We start from the raw sequence: 19,294 nt of genomic DNA on the forward strand, positions 1-19,294 counted from the left end.
GTTCGCTAACTGGTCTACTGCGTATGTTTAACTCGCATAACAGCAACGGCCGCTAATACAAACGACACTGCGCCGAGTACCAATGCGTAAATAGGTTGATTTGCAAAGAAATGCCGTAAAATTAGACCCAGTACACTGGCTGCCAGTAATTGTGGGATTACAATAAAAAAGTTAAATATGCCCATATAGACGCCCATTTTGTGGCTCGGCACTGACGTACTCAGCATGGCGTAAGGCAACGATAAAATAGACGCCCACGCAAACCCAATGCCTATCATTGGCCAAATTAATAAGGTGGGATCGTTAATTAAAATAAAGCTCGCGAGCCCTAATGCGCCCAGTATTAGGTTCATGGCGTGCGCCATTTTTAAACCAACGCGTTTTACGATGACCGGGATACACAAAGCGGCTAATGCGGCAAAACCATTGTAAGCAGCAAATAAAATACCGACCCAATCAGCCCCGTTGTTGAAAGCCGCCGAGCTTGTATCTGTCGTGCCATAATGAAAGCTTGTTACCGCTGATGTGGTATAAATCCACATTGCAAACAGTGCAAACCAACTAAAAAATTGCACCCATGCGAGTTGCTTCATAGCCTCTGGCATGGTGAATACGTCATTGACTACTTGGTAAAAACCGCCTGAAGTGGCGTGCTTGGCTTTAAGCAGGCCTGCAATAAACTGAATAATACCAAAGCTCACTAACCCACCAGCGAGAAGATAAAGCTCTTTTTCTAAATTAAGCCCCGTCACTAGGCCCAGTACCGCTAAACCAAGAACGGTAAAAATAATCCCGCCTTTATTAAAGTTAACGGTATTATGGGTCACTGTGGCTGGGTCATTACTGTTGTCTTGCTCATTAAACTTTGCTAATTGCTCAGGTGAATACTCTTTCGTTGTGAGGATGGTCCAGCCAACAGCAATAAGTAAAATTACACCACCAAAATAAAATGAATACTTTACAGAGTCAGGTATGTGCCCTGCCGGTGCAGTATTGGCTATATCAAACCAATTGGTCATCATCCACGGCAGTGCTGATGCCACTACGGCACCGACCCCAATAAAAAAGCTTTGCATGGCATAGCCAGTTGCGCGCTGTTTTTTCGGTAGATTATCGCCCACTAAAGCACGAAATGGTTCCATCGTGACATTGATAGAAGCATCCATAATCCATAACATACCAGCAGCAATCCAAAGCGTTGGTGAGTTTGGCATGATAAACAGAGACAGCGTGGTCAGTATGGCGCCATATAAAAAGAACGGGCGACGGCGGCCTAATTTGCCCCACGTTTTGTCACTCCAGTAACCAATAATTGGTTGTACAATCAACCCTGTAAGCGGTGCTGCGACCCACAAGATCGGAATGTCATCAACGTTGGCGCCAAGGGTTTGAAATATCCGGCTGACATTACCATTTTGCAGTGCAAAGCCAAATTGAATGCCTAAAAAGCCAAAGCACATATTCCATATTTGCCAAAAGCTTAAGTCTGGTTTGTTATCTTTCATTATGTGCTCCAGTGGTAAGAACGGCACTGCTAAGCGCATTTAACGTTAGGCTGATGTGTGCTTTTTCAGGGGTGATCGTCATCATTGCAGTTTGGTTTGCTTCAAGTAAATCAAGTAGCATAAACGCGCCTTGCTTATCGTCGATCAGCGTACTTGTGGGTACCTCAATCGTGATGGCTGTTTGAGTACCTGCAAAGTTACTCACAACCCAAATTTGCTGCTGACCAATGCTACGGCTAAATGCTGCAACTTGCTCGCTGCCCTCGACGCTTAACGGTTGCATATCACCAGCAACAACAGCAGGGTGTTTGCTTAACGCCATTACTGATGTGTAGTAATCACGCAGTTTTTGCTGCTCATCTGTTAAGCCGCCGCCATCAAATTTGCCATTATTCATCCATGCTTGGTGCGCGGGCACGCCAATGTAATCAAAAATACTGGTGCGTGTTGGTTTGCCAAAGCCGGCATCTTCAGATCCGTCCTCACCCACATCTTGGCCAAAATACAATAGTGTCGGGGCGCGGCTAATTAAGTGCGATACCACCAGCGCTGGTTTACCTTTGGCTGCACTGCCTGCAAAGTCTGGGCTGGCAATACGTTGTTCGTCATGATTTTCTAAAAAGTGCAGCATGTGTTTTTCAATATCAGCCACGGCTTGTTGCGGTGCAAAAATGCTGCTTGCAGGCTGCTTACCTTGCATAACGCCTTTTAAGGTGTCGTAAAAGCCGACTTTATCGTAAAGGTAATCCATTTTTCCTTGTTGAATATACGGGCGATACAATGTTGGGTTGTATACTTCAGCCAATAAAAATGCGTCAGGGTTGTGCATTTTGATAGATGAGTTTAAAAAGCTCCAAAACTCTACTGGCACCATTTCGGCCATATCATAGCGAAAGCCATCGACCCCTTTATCAAGCCAATACAAGGTAATATCGCGGAACTTATACCAACTGTTTGGCAATTCTTTGTCTTGCCAAAACTCGAAGTGAGCGCGTAAATCTTTGTTTGCATAATCAGCAGGCAGTGTTGGAAAGTCGTAGCTGCCATCCGGTTTTACGCCGTAGTTCACTTTTACTGTTTCGTACCAGTCGTTAATGTCTGGCTTGGCAGCGCGTGCGCCATTGCCGGTCCATTTTGCTGGGGTTTCATCAAATAAGTTATCAGCAAGTGGGTGTGCGTTACCGCCTAATACTTGATAACCTTCACTGGTAGGCACTTGAAACGACTGCCCAGTTACATAGTAAAAGTTATTATCACGTGCATACTCAACACGCGTGTCATCGTGTTCACCAAAATCTTTTACCCCCGCAGGCTTTGCTGTTGAGTGGTAGTCTCGCGCCACATGGTTGGGCACAATATCAATGACCACTTTCATACCATGTTGATGGGTGCGCGCTATCAGGGCTGAGAACTCTTCTAAACGGCGCTCAGGGTTGATTGCTAAATCAGGGTTGACGTCGTAATAATCTTTAATGGCATACGGCGAACCTGCTCGACCTTTCACTACATCAGGGTCATCTTGGCTAATACCATACTGACTGTAATCACCCACTAACGCATGATGCAACACGCCGGTATACCAAATGTGAGTCGTACCAAGTTCTTTAATGCCCTTTAGGGCGGCATCGTTAAAGTCGCTGAATGTGCCTACCCCATTTTGCTCTTTTGTACCCCATGGCACATTCGCAGTCTGTGTATTACCAAATAAACGTGTAAATACTTGGTATACAACGGGCTTGGTATGTTCATTAACATATGGCTTTGGCGTTGGTTCACCTGTCTTTGTGTCGGGCTGTTCAGAGCAACCTGTTAACAGCAAACTACTGGCAAGTAGCCACGCGCTATGTTTAATTGTGCGAATTGTGGGTGTGTTTGTTGTCATAATCGTCTTATTTAGTCAGACGGCTAAACACATGTTTATTTAGCCGTCGTTTTATTTTACCTATGATACTAATGTGAACAGCCGCTGACTGACAGCACTTGCATACGTATTCACATTATTCAATAACCAATACCACGGCGCTCATTGCAGGTAATGAAATGGGTTTATTTAACGGGATGACTTGTTTAGTAAAAAGCGGTTGCGCGTGTTTATTGCCTGCTAGTACTTCATTCATGTAATCCAGTGACCAAGTTTTCGCTTGCGTATTTTTGTTTAAAAATACGAGGACTGTTTGCTGGTCGCTTATTCTGGCATAACTATATACGCCGTCTTTGGGGCTAAAATGCGTGAGTTTACCTTGACTTAACGCGGGGCTGTTTTTTCTAAAGTTAAGCAATGTAGTTATGGTTTGCTGCATATCAATTTGATCGCTATTTAAACCATGGCCTGTGAACGCGTTCGTTTTTTGTCCTTCAAATCCTCCTGGGAAATCTATGCGTATATCACCATGGTCGTTACTGCCGGTGTTATCGAGCAGTATTTCTGTACCGTAGTACATTTGCGCAATCCCCCGAGTCGTTAGCAACAAGGTCATCGCCATTTTTGTTTTTGCAAGATCTTGCCCAAGCTCCGTGTATACCCGACTCATATCATGGTTATCCGCAAATACGAGTAAATTATCAGGGTTTGGGTATAAAAAGTCATTCGCCAGTGACTGGTAAACCTTAACCCAGCCCGTATTCCAGCTTTCTTGTTCATTAAGCGCTTGAATAAGTGACTCTTGCAATGCAAAGTCCATCACACTCGGTAGACTCGATGTATACCCATCGTTATTCACTTTGCCTGCTTGCCAATAAGACGCAATAGCTGGGTTGGATGTCCACTCCTCGCCTACAATATTAAAGGCAGGGTATTCTGCCATGATCGCTTTGGTCCAATCGGCTAAGAATCCTTTGTCTGAATAGGAGTATGTATCAACGCGGATACCGCTTAAATCGGCGTATTCAATCCACCAAATCGCATTTTGAATAAGGTATGTAGCAAGCAAAGGCTGTCGTTGATTGAGATCTGGCATGGTTGACACAAACCAGCCATCATTAAACTGCCGCTTATCAAACTTACTGGCGTGTGGGTCTTGAATCGTTTGACGTGCGTGACTTGTCGCATGCTTACCATCGGCAAATTCGCCATTAAAGTTTATCCAATCAGCGGTGGGTTTATCCCTCATCCACACATGCTCTGAACCAAAGTGGTTAAGCACTAAGTCCATCACTAAACCGATGCCATGTTGCTTCGCAATTGATGATAATTCACGGTAAAGTTCATTCGAACCCATACGCGGATCTATGTTATAAAAATCAGTGATAGCGTAACCATGGTAAGAGTAACTGGGCATATCGTTTTCAAGGGGGGGAGTCAGCCATAATTGCGTCACACCCAACTCATCTAAGTAGGGTAGCGCGTTAATAATACCTTGAATGTCCCCCCCGTGGCGCCCGCCACGGTCTGTGGGGTTGGCAGCTTCTTTCATACCTTTAACAGTGTCGTTACTCGTGTCGCCATTAACAAAACGATCTGGGTTAATTAAGTAAATTATATCGCCACTATCAAAACCCTTTCGCTGTGCACTCTTGTGATTGCGTGCCAATAACGGGTATTCAAATTGCGCACCTGATTGACTAGTAAACACCAAGTTACCTGACTGAGCGTTTGGGTGAATTTCAAGGTTCAAAAAAGCGTAATTAGGGTTGCCTGTTTGGGTGGTGCTTTTTAATGTAACTCCTGTGTAGGGCATAAGTTGCCAGTGTTGTTTTGCTACATCGTTTTCATGCAGCATAATTTGCAATGTGCTGTTTTGCATGCCAACCCACCAGTTTTCTGGCGAAATGGATAACGCATAGACGCTTAACGTTGTGCTTAAACAGGTTGCCATACAGGCGCTTGCGATAAAATTGCGGAGACTTTTTTTCATCTTAATTATTTTTCATCCGTGCTAAAAATTCACTGTGGCTAGGAAGCTGCTCAACCGTGCCGTTAATTAACGTTTTTAAACTGCTGAATAAATCGTTGAGCTGGTCATCAGTTAATGCGCCAGCAAGAACAGAGTAATCGTTTGCTTCAAGTCCTTGCCCTATCATCACCTGTTGCCAAGCAATCTCGGCAAACAGTTCATCGTCTTGGCGTATAATTTTGCCTGTGGCTTTAAATAAATCGATTTTCTTTTGTAATGAGTCAGGAATACTCATTTGCTTGCATTGACGCCAAAACGCACTGTCTGTTCGGTCCGTTAACTTATAGTGCAAAATGATGAAATCACGGATACATTCAATTTCAGTTTGGCTTTGTTGATTAAATGTCTCGACTAAGCTGTCATCAATTCCGTTATGCGGAAAAAGTTTAATTAAGCGAATAGCCGCGGTTTGGATTAAATGAATACTGGTTGATTCTAACGGCTCTAAAAAGCCGCTTGATAAACCCACAGACACTACATTTTTATGCCACTGTTTACGACGGCGTCCTGTTTTAAAACGAATAACTCTCGGCTCAGTGATAGGCTCGCCGGGTAGATTAGCTAATAACTGTTGTTTAGCCTGTTCATCTGTAATGTGACGGCTCGAGAACACTAAGCCATTACCAACTCGGTGCTGAAGTGGTATTTGCCACTGCCAACCTGCATCATGCGCAATAGAGCGAGTATAAGGCACGGGATCATTCGCACTTTGAGTCTGCACTGCAATAGCGCTATCACAAGGTAACCAATGCGACCAATCTTCAAAGCCTGTATTGAGGGTTTGTTCAATCAACAAAGCGCGCAGCCCAGTACAATCAATAAATAAATCACCTGATATTGTTTGGCCATCCTCAAGTGCTAGCGCTGTAATAAACCCTGTGTTTTCACATTGTTCTACGTTGGCTATTTTACCTTCAATTCGGTTAACGCCCCGTGATATTGCGAGCGATTTTAAATACTCACCATACAGTGTGGCATCAAAGTGATAGGCGTAATTTAAGCCGGTAAGCTGTGTGTTAGGTATGTGTTGAAGGTGGGTAAACTTATGCTGTTTTGCGGCTTGGTAGTTAAGCGAAAAATCCCAAAAGTCAGCAGTAGTTCCTTGTTGCTTGGCCCTTAACCAAAAATGATAAAACTCACAAAATGGAAAGTCTTTACCAATATCACCAAAGGCGTGCATGTATGTGTGGTCTTGTGCTCGCCAGTTTTCAAATTCGATCCCCAATTTAATGGTTGCTTGAGTTGCTTTAATAAACTCGCTTTCTCGAATACCTAACGCGGCGTTTAAATGAAGAATGGGCGGTATGCTGGCTTCACCTACACCCACAGTGCCAATTTGCTCTGATTCAACAAGCGTAATATTAACAACCTTGCCCAGTACTTTATTAAGTAATGCCGCGGTTATCCACCCAGCCGTGCCGCCACCCGCAATAACGACCTGTTTAATTTGTTTATTCTGCATAGCCCCTGCTCCACTTGCTTTTGCTTAAGTGTAGTCGATATAAAAAAGCCCTTGTAAAACAATTCACAAGGGCTTTTCAACGCTAAATATTGTTATAGCTTGTAACTAAAGCCTAATAAGAACGTGCGACCGTAGTCTTGGTAATCACGTACTTGAAGTGCATTGTCACCTTGCAGTGTGGTGAACGGTTCTTCTGTGATGTTTTGTACTTGGAACGTCACATTTAAGCCTTCTAAACTTTCGATTCCCGCTTCACCAAAGTCATAACCAACTTGTGCATCCCAAATTGTTTCGCCCTTGATATCAACCTGAGTCGCAGCAAGCCCTAAACCATTTACGTTACCTTTAAAGTCGCTACGCTTACGCATGCTAGTACGTGCTTGGAATCCGTTACGCTCAAAGTACACTGTTAAGCTGTCTATCTGGTCAGATAAACCAACAAGCTCGTATGGTTGACCGTTTTGGTTTTCAACATCTTGTTCAATCCCTGTGTGACTCGCAATTAAACCAAAGCCATCAAGTGACGAATGGAACATATTAAATGGTAATGCAAGTGAAAGCTCGTAACCCCACAGGTCACCTCCGCCGCCATTAACTTTACCAGAACCTGAACCCGTAGAGTTTGCTGGTATTTCACCGGTTGCAGGATTTGCAACACCTGACATGTCTACTTCGTAATTACCGTCAAAGATCCACTGTGTGATGTCTTTATAGAAAACTGCCGCAGAGAAGTAACCTTCGGCATTAAAGTAGTTTTCATAACTTACGTCAAAGCCTGTGGCTTCTTTTGGCTCAAGCTTAGGGTTACCACCTGAAATATTCCAAAAGTTACCATTGTCATCTGGCTGTTGCGAATAAGATGCATTAATCGACGAGTTCATATCGTTAAGCAAAGCACGAGAGATGGTTTTTGCTGCACCAAAGCGCACCGTTTGCTCTTCATCAATCGCGAACGATAAGTTAAGGCTCGGTAAAATGTGGCTGTAATCATGGCTAACATCTGTTGGTGATACCACAACTAAACCGTCTACCGTGTTTGCTGCTGAGCCTTGTGAAGACTGTTCAGTCTTAACATAGCGTACACCAATGTTACCCGTTACAGGGATTGAGCCAATTTCAGCATTAATATCAGCTTGCGCAAAGAATGCGGTTACTTTTTCTTGCACTGTCCACGATTGCGTTTTGTGTTTTTGGTCTGTCAGGCTCTCTTGTAACAAGTCATAATAACCGTCATTCACAAGCCCTCTTGTATCATAAGCAATCATGTCGCCCATGCCGATAAAATCAAGGCTGGCTGATCCTAAACGGTATTGCTCAGGCACTGACATCATGCCAGGGTTTGATAATGAAAAATCTTTTAACGTTAAGAAGTAACCTTCAGACAGTTTTGACTTTTCACGGTCACGGTATGACATACCAAATTTAATCGTGCTTACATATGCGTTATCAAGCATTTTACTGGCAGCAAGCTTTAGCGTAGTCAGTTCATCATTAATTTTTGGTGCGTTAATAAAGCCATCTTGTGCTGTATTTTGATATGGCGTGTCTGTTAAACCATATTTGTCATTAAGTGCTTTACTGCCGCCCCACGATAGCGGACCACCTAATTGAATTAAATTATAATCGCTGTAATCTAGTTGGTGTGAGAACTGTGCGCCCGTGTTTCCACCATCAAATGCATAGCCAATGTTATCAGCAACACCATTTGCATCACCACGGCCTGTGCCTGAATAACTTTCGATGCTCCATAACTGACGCTCTACTTCTGAGCGGCTAATATCAAATTCAGTGCTCCAATCATCGTTTAGGTCATACTTAACATTAAAACCAAATTGCGTTAGGTCAGCCTTTCTTTCTTGGTGGTCGTTACGAACAACAACTCGTTGGCCTTGCGTTAATGCACTTGTAATAAAGCCCGTTTCTGCATCAACCGTTGTTGAGGCTGGGTCAATTGAACCCTGACCCCATGCAAATGGCACTTCAATACCACGTAATATTTGCTCGTCAGAAAAATCAATGTATAACGCATCAAACGTCATATTTAGTTTATCTGTTGGCGCTGCTTCAACGACTAGCATGGCTGAATCACGTTTAAGCGTTGAAGAACGCACATACGGCTTCGCACCACCTAAGATAGAGTATGATTGTCCATCATCGCCAGTAAAACCCGGGTAACCCCATGAGTTCCAGCGTTTCTCTTGGTTAGGAGAGCTCATTTTATTGTAAGCAAAAGCAACACCAATTGTGTCATCTGCAAACTGGTCGATGTATGAAACCGTACCACGGTAACCTTGGTCATCACCGTCTGGGTTAAGCTTATCAAAGCCCGTTTGCTCTAATTGGCCATTAAACATGATGACGCGCTCACCTTTGCTCAAAGGTTTTACGGTTTGCATGTCGATAACACCTGCAATCCCTTCTGCCTCAATGCTCGCGCTCGGTGTTTTATAAACAGTTACACCGCTCATAATCTCTGATGGGTAAAGGTCAAATTCAACACCACGGTTATCACCAATTGATACTTGCTCACGACCATTAAAGGTTGTTGCACTTTCGTTTTCGCTGAAACCACGCACACTAACACGGCTAGCACGGCCATCTAAACGTTGTGCTGTTAAACCTGGTAAACGAGCAATTGATTCTGCTATCGATGAATCAGGTAATTTACCAATATCTTCTGCAGAGATTGACTCAACCACCTCTGATGAAAAACGCTTTGTGTTGATTGACTCAACAACACTGCCACGGAAACCTTTAATTTCGATGACTTCTACGTCACTTTTTGTTGTTGGCTGCTCTTCTTGTGCGTATGAAGCGAAACTGCTAATACCTGCGGTTGCAAGTGCAATTGTTAATATACTTGGTTTGAACATAGACATGATGTTTTCCCGTTACCCATATTTTGTATTGCCAACGTAATACACTGCGTGTGATAGATGCGAGCGACTCATTGGCTGATTTTGTTGTCAGGATGAATATTAACGCCCGCCTTATTTTATTAACAACTTTATGCATACGTATTCAGGTTAGTATGAAACTATCAATTTTAACAAAAATTTCACAAAAATAGCGCCAACACATTGTTTTTAAGAGAATAAAGTATAGATAATTTAGTTCAATATTACTAAAAACTAATTTTTGTGAGCTAAAAGGATCATTAAGCTAGGCAATCCACTTAAGCTATTAATTTTTAACTAACTCTGTGTATCCTTTATATTAATCACACGAGCATATTAACCAATGCTAATTGGTAAGACCATTATTCTATGCACCAACAACTAGCAAAGACCTTTAAATTCGCACCAACTTGGAAATCGTCGACTGTTAATGTTTTTATTTAACAAATTGGTAAGTTTTTACAACCCATTAATACGCATTCAATTATGGCGTAATTTTATTGCTCTGCTTTACTCACTTTGAATCTATTTACCATGCATACGTATGCAGACTTTTTACAGTCTTGTGACCTTCACGTATGCTTTTTAAAAAATAACGTAGCTAATAAATAGCTACTGATAAGATTACGCAATCATCACGGCTTAGTGATGGTGCAGCACTGTCACGATGGAGAAATGCATGGCTCAGCAGCAATGGTATAAAGGTGCGGTTATTTATCAAGTTTACCCCCGCAGTTTTCAAGATACCAATGGCGATGGAATTGGTGATTTAAAAGGGATCATCTCTCGAATTGACTATATTAAAAGTCTGGGTGTTGATGCTATTTGGATCTCACCATTTTTCAAATCCCCCATGAAAGATTTTGGTTATGACATCAGCGACTACCGCGATATTGACCCTCTTTTTGGTGATTTAAATGACTTTGATGAGTTAATTGCTCAAGCCCACCAGCGTGATATCAAAATCATTATTGACCAAGTATTAAGCCACACGTCAGATCAACATCAATGGTTTTTAGACAGCCGTGAAGATAAAACTAATGACAAATCGGATTGGTACGTATGGGCAGACTCAAAACCTGACGGTACTCAACCAAACAATTGGTTAAGTATTTTTGGTGGTCCTGCTTGGCAATGGGAGCCACGTCGCGGGCAATACTATTTACATAACTTTTTAACAGAGCAACCTGACTTAAACTTCCATAACCCAGATGTGCGTAAAGCAGTGCTGGATAATGTGGAGTTTTGGCTTAAAAAAGGTGTGGATGGCTTTCGTTTAGATGCGATTAACTTTTGCTACCATGATGCGCTGCTTCGTGATAACCCTGCAAAGCCTCCTGAAAAGCGCCAAGGACGCGGTTTCAGTGAAGATAACCCGTATGCCTTTCAATATCATCATTACAACAATACGCAACCTGAGAATATCAGCTTTATGCAAGATATTCGCGCCTTACTAAACCAATACCCGGGTACCGTATCCCTCGGTGAAATATCATCGGAAGATTCACTCGCTACTATGGCTCAATATACAGCCGGCGGCGATAAGCTGCACATGGGTTATAGTTTTGAACTACTGACTAACGACTACAGCTGCGAGTATATTCGCACCACAGTTCAAACACTTGAAGAGCGTATGACCGAAGGCTGGCCATGTTGGGCGTTCAGCAATCATGATGTTGAACGTGTAGCAAGCCGTTGGAGTGGTGATAACACCATTAACCCAGCTCAATGTAAAATGCTCACCGCTCTGCTCGCTTCATTGCGCGGTAGCGTGTGCATGTACCAAGGTGAAGAGTTAGGTTTGGGTGAGGCACAGGTTGCATTTGAAGATTTACAAGACCCATATGGCATAACTTTTTGGCCAAACTTTAAAGGTCGTGACGGCTGTCGTACGCCGATGCCATGGGATGCTGAAAGTGGCGAACATGCTGGCTTTTCACCTGAAAAGCCATGGTTACCAGTAGATTCTGCTCACAAGTACCAATCTGTAAAAGTACAAGATGAAGCAGATGATTCAATTTTAAATGCGTTTCGCGAGTTTATGCAATGGCGTAAAACACACCCCGCATTAATTGAGGGTGACATCGAGTTTATTGAGACCGCAGAGCCTTTACTTGCATTTTATCGTCACTTCGAAGGTAAATCGATGCTTTGCGTATTTAACTTAGCAGCTAACAGCGCAAGCCTCGCATTGGAAGGAACTGTTTTAACAGCACATGATGCGCTCCCTCATCAAACTGGCACACTGGATACAAACAACACATTGACCCTGCCCGGTTTTGGTTGTTTTTATGCTGATGTAAATTAGTTTAGCCCTTTGCTAAATCCCCTGAATCAAAAAGCCCTGAAAATCAGGGCTTTTTTGTAAATATGCGTTGTTCGTTAAGTTGCAAATATTACATACTTGGCACGAGTTTGATCGCGCCTTGCGCTACTTTCATATCTAAGGGCAGTTTGCTTAGCAATGCCAACTTTGGATCATTCATATTAAGGGTATAAACAGGATTGACCGCTAAGAATCCATTAATGATTTTCATCGCCTCATCATCCAATACGCCTAAATTACCTTTGAACCCGCCCGCATCGATTGTCGAATTTAAGAGTTTAACATTTCGCAAGAATACCGCTTTTTTCAGACTGTCATAATAAGGGGCTCCTTCAATTTTTAACTTCAAGCGCACTGGGTATTTTAGTGAAAATGCGTTAATAACAGCGCTTGAATCTGCGCCAAGAACGATTACATCACGGTTGTTTGGGCCAACGTTAACGCTAATATCATTGACATCAAATTGCACTGGTAAACCAACGAGTTTTATTTGGTCACTTAGTTTGGGTAATTGCTGCTGTAATACCGTTTCAATCTCTGTATCTGTAAATGAATAAACCGACATCCCTTGCGTGCTTTTACACGCTGATAAAAATAAACAACCAATCAATAAAATATACTTCATGTGTTTTTTCCTCTCAAAAATAAAGCCGCAATACTGCGGCTTTATTTAATTTGTATAACGTAATGCTGTTAGGCGTTAAAAACCGTTTTTAATCGCGCTAGTGTGTCACCATCAACTGAACCCTCACTGAGCGCAAGCAGCTGTTTTAAGTAAAACTGTAAATCAGCTTGCTCACCACGATGTTTATCATAAAGCATAGCCACTTGCTCAGCCATACGCTCACTACCTGCGGGACTATCTACGTTCGCAAGAATTTCCATGCGAATTAATAACTGCGCAACTGTAAGGTTACTTGTTGCATTCGACCTCCACTGTACAGGGAGTGCATCGTGATTTTCAAGCGCTGTAAATAACGCTGTAAAATCAGCTTTTTCAGCTTGCTGTGTTAGCTCAGCTAACTTTGCATCAATCGCCGCTTGCAAAAGATTTATGCGATTTGATAACGCTTTTATCTGTGTTATTGCCGCCACTTTTGTGCGTAAGTCAAGTAATTGTGCTTTTTGATTAACCGCAGGAAGCGCTTCTTCTAACTCTGACAGCTGCTGAGCAACAACAGCATTATCAGCGGCTTGCTGCTCTTTGTGCTGAGCAAACTCTTCGCTGCGCTTGGCAAATGTTAAATCATTGAATTGTCGAAATTTTTGCCATAAGGCGTTTTCTGCTTTTACGCCCGCAAAACCAATTTTTTGCCATTGCTGTTGCAGCTCTTTTAATTGCTGACATGCACTCGTTAAGTCATCTGATTGCGATAGCTGCTCAGCAAGTTCAACTAAGCCATTCTTAGCTACGCTATTCGCTTTATGGAATGCATTAAGCGTATGCGATACTGTTTGCTGATGAGGCTTATATTGCGTTTGTAATTCACGGTATATTTTAGGCTCTACGTTACCTGCATTACGCCAGGTTTTATTTATACGGTTGTATTGGCTTTCGTACTCTTTCCAATCAAATGTATCACCGGTTGTATCTGTTTGCGCTAGCGCTTGCATTTGAGAAATAATTACTTCTCTAGATTGTTTGATTTGTTCACGTTGTTGCTCTAAGTGCGCAAAGTATTCACGACAAGGAGCAAATAATAGCTCAATTTTGTCATCAAACTCTTTACCTTGCTGTTGTTCTTGCTCTGTATCAAGTCGCCCTAACTCATTCCAACGACGACGAAGCGTTTTAACTTCTGCGACCCTTGCTTTAGGGTCAGTACAAGGTTGTTCTAATAACGTAGAAATCTCGGTTAGCAACTCATCACGTTTAGGGGCAGACGCATATTTTTGCCAATCACGTGCATTTTCAAGTTCTGCTTCTAATTCAGCTTTAAGTTTATCCAGTTGCTGTGCAAAAACAGGCGTCAAAGAGTCATAAAGCTCTAAAAACCCTTTAAACACACCAAACGCTACATTAAAACGACCTTGCTCAATTAGGCGCTTTACGTCCCGACCTTTACGGCTCGCTTGTTGCTGGTTTTTTGTCAGCTGCTGAGTTAATGGCTCTACAGCGCTTGACCATGCTTGCTTTTGCGCTTTTAATTGCGCTTTAAACGGACCCTGTAACGCTACAGGCAATTGTTTTAATGGTGCATTTGCTGCTTTATAGGCTGCAATGAACTCACTACTAACTTCATCAAATGTACTCTTATCAACCTCAGTTTTTACTTCAACAAGCAAATTAAACGCCTGTTTAAACTGCGTAATGGCAGCACTTAATTGCGGTAACTGAGCAACCTGTTTTGCAAGCTGGGATAACTTAGTAAATACTTGGGCTTTTTGCGCACTGTCTGACAGTTCACTTGTATTCATTGCCTCTTGCGCTTGCGTTACTTTTGCATCTAACCAATCTTGTTGAATTTGCTCTGGCGTTTCTAAGCCTAGCTGCAATGCATTTTCAATCTCTTCACTGAGTGCTTCAAGGTTAGCAATGGCCAATACTTCACGCTGCTTTTGCGCAAGTGCAGCTTGTTGTTGGTCAAACTGGGCTTTTAGCTGTGATGTATGGGTGTTTAATTTCGTTGTGATTGAATTGTATTTTTCTTCTAGGTTTGCGATTTGCTCCGTGCTTAACCATGTAAGTGCTTGCGTTTTCCATTGTGCGACCAGCGCCTGACTTTGTTGGTTAACGAGCTCATAATCCTGCTTTTCACGTAATGCATTAAGCTTTGCTAAAATAACACGCGTTTCATTTTGTACTTGAACAGGCATTTCAATAGCACGTTGTTCGTCATCTAAATGCGTTTGCAAACTATTTTTAGCTTCGCCTTGCGCATGTTTAAGTAAAACTTTTGCTAATTGTTGACTAATAACGAGTTCAGTTAACTGCTGCTGTAATTCAACAGAGCCTTCTTTAAAGGCCTTTTCCGTTAATTTAGGATTCGATAACCGTTTTAGTAGCTTAACTCGAACTTGCAGTTCTTTTTCAGCGAAAGCCAGCTTCTCAAGCGTTTTAACCGGTGCAAAACGTTCAATATATTCATTTTTAATATCATTGTTAAGCGTTTGCTCGTTATTTAATACTGCGTTTGAAATATGCTGCTCGGCTAAATCTTTTAAGCTTTGATCGTGTTTATAGGCTTTCCACCACAAAACTAAGTCATTTACTTTGTTAAGCGCTTTTTTTCTGATTTCAGCTGAATTGTCATCAAGTGCAAGCGTATTCAAAATAGTTGCATCTCGTTCTACATCTAATTTTTCAATCGCTTCTAAACGAACGTGTTGTTTTGGGTGTTTCCACTTCGGGGTAAAAAGATGTTTAAAGATCATGTTCACTGAACCTTGCTATTTCATTATCTGAGTTGAATTCTTTCTGTAACTGCGCTTTGGTTTTTTGTACCATTTCGCCATTAGATCCAATGGTAAATTGTTCATTTGATTGGGCTACTTTAGCCTGATAAAGCATAACTAGTTGTACTGTCTGCTCTTTTTGCTCGCTACTGAGTACGGTGCCATCAGGCCATTTTCCTGTTGAGGCACCATACTGCAAGCGTTCAAATAATTCTGGTGTAATATTATTTACAAGGTTGTCGATGTTCATATCAATTTTTCTTTTTTAGAATGACTAAGATTACGCGATTAACTAAATACCAAATACACCCTATGCCTATAGCTGCAGAGCATGCGTACCATTTTGCGCTTTTTGGTTCAGGCTGTAAAAAATACAAACAAAAAAAGCCACCTAAGAAAATGAATAGTGCAAAAAAGGAGTGGTTCATAAACATTTGCTGTTTATTGATGCGCTTTTCACGCAATAGCTGTTGGCGTTGCTCGTCATTAAGCTCTGCCACGTTATTTTCACAATGAGGGCATTGTTTATGTTTATCTGATATCGATTTATTACAACTAGGACAACTGACAATCGCCATATAACTCTCCATACTCCACATAAAAAAGGCGCCTGTAGGCGCCTTTCATTGTACTTGTTTTATACCTCGATGTCTTTTTTGAATTTCATTCAATTGCTAAGACATTAACAAAGGTGATAAATAAATCAGTATCACCATCGCAATCATTCATTATTCTGGCTGATTGCCTTTTTCTTTCGCTTTATCAGCTAAACGTTTTTCCCAAAAAGTAGCGTTTTTAATGCCCAACTTGACCGGGTCAAACGTAATTTCGCCACCGGCTTTCTTTTGTTCTTCGTAGTCACGTAAACAACTTAGTGCGGGCTTTGCGACAAAGAAAATAGCAAGTATACCGACTATATTGATCCATGCCATTAGGCCCACACCGATATCACCAATACTCCAAATGTAGCCAGAGTTATTTACCATGCCGTATGCCACCATAAACATAATCACTAATTTAACGATTAATAGTGGGATACTGCCTTTAAAGTAACGGTTTAAATAAGCTACATTGGTCTCTGCAATGTAGTAGTAAGCAAGAATAGTAGTAAATGCGAAGAAGAATAAAGCCACACCAACAAACGCTTCACCAAAACCACCAAAGACACTAAATAATGCCATTTGAGTGAATGCAGCTGAGCCTACTTCAGTTGCAGCATCAACATTTTGTACAATAAACTGACCTGCAGGCAGTTCACCGACAACGTTATATTGTTGAGTAATTAATATCATTAATGCAGTCGCCGTACAGACAAAAATTGTATCAACATACACTGAGAAAGCTTGTACTAAACCTTGCTGTGCAGGGTGATCAACTTCTGCGGCTGCGGCTGCATGAGGGCCTGTACCTTGACCCGCTTCATTAGAGTAAATGCCCCGTTTCACACCCCAACCTATCGCGGCACCAAAACCAGCTTGCGCTGTGAATGCATCCGAAATAATTAATGAGAAGATACCGGGTACTTTATCTACATTTAAAAATACCACAATGAGTGCTAGTACAATGTAACCTAGCGCCATAAATGGCACGACTATTTGCGTAAAGTTTGCAATGCGCTTAATGCCGCCAAAAATGATAAAGGCTAATACAATTAAAATAATCGCCAGTGCCACTAATTTAAATGTACCAACATCACCAAAACTCGTTGTGACCATTTCACCATTGCCAAACACTTGGGTAAACGCGTTACCTACGGCATTGGCTTGAACGCCGGGTAAAAATACACCACAGGCAATGATTGCAGAAACAGCAAATAAAATGCCTAGCCATTTTTGCTCTAAGCAGCGATCAAAATAATACGCTGGGCCACCACGATATTGGCCGTCTTCCTCTGTTTTATAAATTTGACCTAGGGTGGACTCTGCATAAGCCGTGCTCGCACCTAGAAAGGCAACAATCCACATCCAAAAAATAGCGCCTGGACCACCAAAACCAATTGCAGCAGCAACACCTGCAATGTTACCAACCCCTACACGCCCCGATAAAGAAACGGCAAGCGCTTGAAAAGATGAAATACCTGTTGTTGAGCGATTAGAAGTGAGTAACAATTTACACATTTCTTTGAAGTGTCTAACTTGAGCAAAACGAGTCAGAACGGAATAAAATAGACCTGCGCCTAGACATAGGTAAATGAGTGCACTACTCCATACAACATCATTAACAGCGCTTACAAAAGCTTCCATGGATATCCTCTACAATTATATTTTTTATTTTTAGTTACGATACTTTGCTTTAGTAACTCATAATGCGTGGCAACCCTTGCTAATTAAATCGATTAAATAGCACTTTAATAAGGGCAACGCACTTATGTTAACTTAAACCACTTAAGTTTGTTAACACTTAATTTCCAAAAATCAATTTGAAATAACAACTGGGGCTTTTTGGGGAGAATAATGGGCACCTCGCGGTACCCATAGAAAAGGAACTATTAAAGCTTATCTACAACATTAACGATGGCCGCTAATGTATCTTGACCAAATTGATAAGAACGACGATCTGACCAGCCATAATCTGGATCAGGTAAGTCATCATTATCCTTAAATGGCATTTCGACCGTGTAAGCAAGCGCTTTAAACTCTTCTGCTACCGCGGATGAGCCCACGGTTAAGTTTGCTTCCCCCGGCGCGTCTTTCGGATAGCCGTGTTCATCTTGGAACTCAGGAGTCACAACAAGTAAAGCGGCTTTAAAGCTATCTTCTAACTCTTTCATGCGAGCATCGTAACTTGGAATGCCTTCACTGCCAGCAACAAAGTTATATGGAATGGCCTCATCACCATGAATATCTAGGTGCATATCTAGGCCTGTTTCACGCATTTTATTAAGCACTAAATACACTTCAGGGCTATTTTCCATGCTAGGTGTTTGCCATTCACGATTTAAGTTTACACCTTTGGCATTAGTGCGTAAGTGACCACGGGCACTGCCATCTGGGTTCATATTTGGCACAATGTAGAAGACGGCTTTAGACAAAAGCGCTGCCGCATGCGGGTCTTCGTCATCTAATAATTTATGAAGAACACCTTCTACAAACCACTCGGCCATTGTTTCACCTGGGTGCTGACGAGCTGTGATCCAGATGATTTTTTTATTCTCATCACTCTCACCACCGACACGTAATACACTCATATCTCTGCCATCAAGTGTTTCACCGAGCGTTTCTAATTGACATGCTTCTTGGCTTTGCGCCCATGTAATTAGGTCTAAGTGACGCTCGTAGCTATATGGTGCGAAATAAGCGAAGTACACAGTACCGCATTCTGGTTCTATTTCAAAACTGAGCGTGCCATCGCTGTAATTTGAAGGTACGCGGAACCAAGTTTGACGATCATACGATGCAACAGCATGATAACCGACCCAACCATCAGGATAAGCAGAGTTTTCAAGGTTGTTTATGTGTAATTTGTGGTTTTGGAACGGCATTGTCTCTAAACGAAAATGAAACCATTGAAAAAAATCAGATTGATGATCTTTATTGATCTCTAGTTGAATATTTAATGGATCCGTGGCTGCAATAACATTGATATTACCACTGTCAAAATTACTGGTGATCTTCATGTAAAATAAACCTATAGGTGGAAATAAACACTAACCAATCACTATTAGTCAGAATTTAAATAACACTCTTTTGATGGAGTGCTTTGTTAGTAATATGTAGCAAACTGGAAACAGCCTACCACACCCCTTGAATTTTGAAAAAACATTCACGACTAAAAAAGCCAGCTGTTGCTGGCTTTTTTATTTAGCTATAACTTAT

The 19,294-nt window shown here is 41.9% G+C and carries 12 protein-coding genes; 1 reads left to right on the forward strand and 11 read right to left on the reverse strand.

Features of this window, described 5'->3' with window-relative positions:
- Positions 1-14: 14 nt before the first annotated feature.
- The 5 genes from ATS75_RS03565 to ATS75_RS03585 form a co-directional block, all read right to left on the reverse strand.
- On the reverse strand, positions 15-1,505 hold the full coding sequence (locus ATS75_RS03565; protein WP_058559032.1) for an MFS transporter: 1,491 nt from the start codon (positions 1,503-1,505) through the stop codon (positions 15-17).
- Positions 1,495-3,387, reverse strand: a complete 1,893-nt coding sequence (locus tag ATS75_RS03570; protein WP_082665384.1) for an alpha-amylase family protein — start codon at positions 3,385-3,387, stop codon at positions 1,495-1,497. Before ATS75_RS03570 ends, ATS75_RS03565 begins: the two co-directional genes overlap by 11 nt.
- Positions 3,388-3,502: 115 nt before the next feature.
- Positions 3,503-5,359, reverse strand: coding sequence for a glycoside hydrolase family 13 protein (locus ATS75_RS03575; protein WP_058559033.1), 1,857 nt, complete (start codon positions 5,357-5,359; stop codon positions 3,503-3,505).
- A 1-nt stretch (position 5,360) separates the two neighbouring features.
- A complete protein-coding gene (locus ATS75_RS03580) occupies positions 5,361-6,860 on the reverse strand; it encodes a tryptophan halogenase family protein (RefSeq protein ID WP_058559034.1) in 1,500 nt (499 codons plus the stop codon).
- Between the two features lie 92 nt (positions 6,861-6,952).
- The gene (locus tag ATS75_RS03585) at positions 6,953-9,739 is read right to left on the reverse strand and encodes a TonB-dependent receptor (protein ID WP_058559035.1); all 2,787 of its coding nucleotides are present in this window, start codon (positions 9,737-9,739) and stop codon (positions 6,953-6,955) included.
- Between the two features lie 697 nt (positions 9,740-10,436).
- On the opposite strand from ATS75_RS03585, the gene ATS75_RS03590 reads away from it, so the two are divergent.
- Positions 10,437-12,065, forward strand: coding sequence for an alpha-glucosidase family protein (locus ATS75_RS03590; RefSeq protein WP_058559036.1), 1,629 nt, complete (start codon positions 10,437-10,439; stop codon positions 12,063-12,065).
- Positions 12,066-12,153: 88 nt separating this feature from the next.
- Here the strand turns inward: ATS75_RS03590 and ATS75_RS03595 are convergent, their stop codons facing one another.
- The 6 genes from ATS75_RS03595 to ATS75_RS03620 form a co-directional block, all read right to left on the reverse strand.
- A complete protein-coding gene (locus ATS75_RS03595) occupies positions 12,154-12,708 on the reverse strand; it encodes a DUF1439 domain-containing protein (protein ID WP_058559037.1) in 555 nt (184 codons plus the stop codon).
- 68 nt (positions 12,709-12,776) lie between these two features.
- On the reverse strand, positions 12,777-15,458 hold the full coding sequence (locus ATS75_RS03600; protein ID WP_058559038.1) for a DUF349 domain-containing protein: 2,682 nt from the start codon (positions 15,456-15,458) through the stop codon (positions 12,777-12,779).
- Positions 15,448-15,729, reverse strand: a complete 282-nt coding sequence (locus ATS75_RS03605; RefSeq protein WP_058559039.1) for a YeaC family protein — start codon at positions 15,727-15,729, stop codon at positions 15,448-15,450. Before ATS75_RS03605 ends, ATS75_RS03600 begins: the two co-directional genes overlap by 11 nt.
- A gap of 1 nt (position 15,730) precedes the next feature.
- A complete protein-coding gene (locus tag ATS75_RS03610; protein ID WP_058559040.1) occupies positions 15,731-16,057 on the reverse strand; it encodes a hypothetical protein in 327 nt (108 codons plus the stop codon).
- Between the two features lie 150 nt (positions 16,058-16,207).
- Positions 16,208-17,722 (reverse strand): alanine/glycine:cation symporter family protein, encoded by a 1,515-nt coding sequence (locus tag ATS75_RS03615; RefSeq protein ID WP_058559041.1) that lies wholly within the window; start codon positions 17,720-17,722, stop codon positions 16,208-16,210.
- 245 nt (positions 17,723-17,967) lie between these two features.
- Entirely contained in the window at positions 17,968-19,095 is a 1,128-nt protein-coding gene (locus ATS75_RS03620; protein ID WP_058559042.1) for a M14-type cytosolic carboxypeptidase, read from the reverse strand.
- Positions 19,096-19,294: the final 199 nt, after the last annotated feature.

It is taken from the genome of Pseudoalteromonas sp. H105, assembly GCF_001469215.1.
Lineage (GTDB): Bacteria > Pseudomonadota > Gammaproteobacteria > Enterobacterales > Alteromonadaceae > Pseudoalteromonas.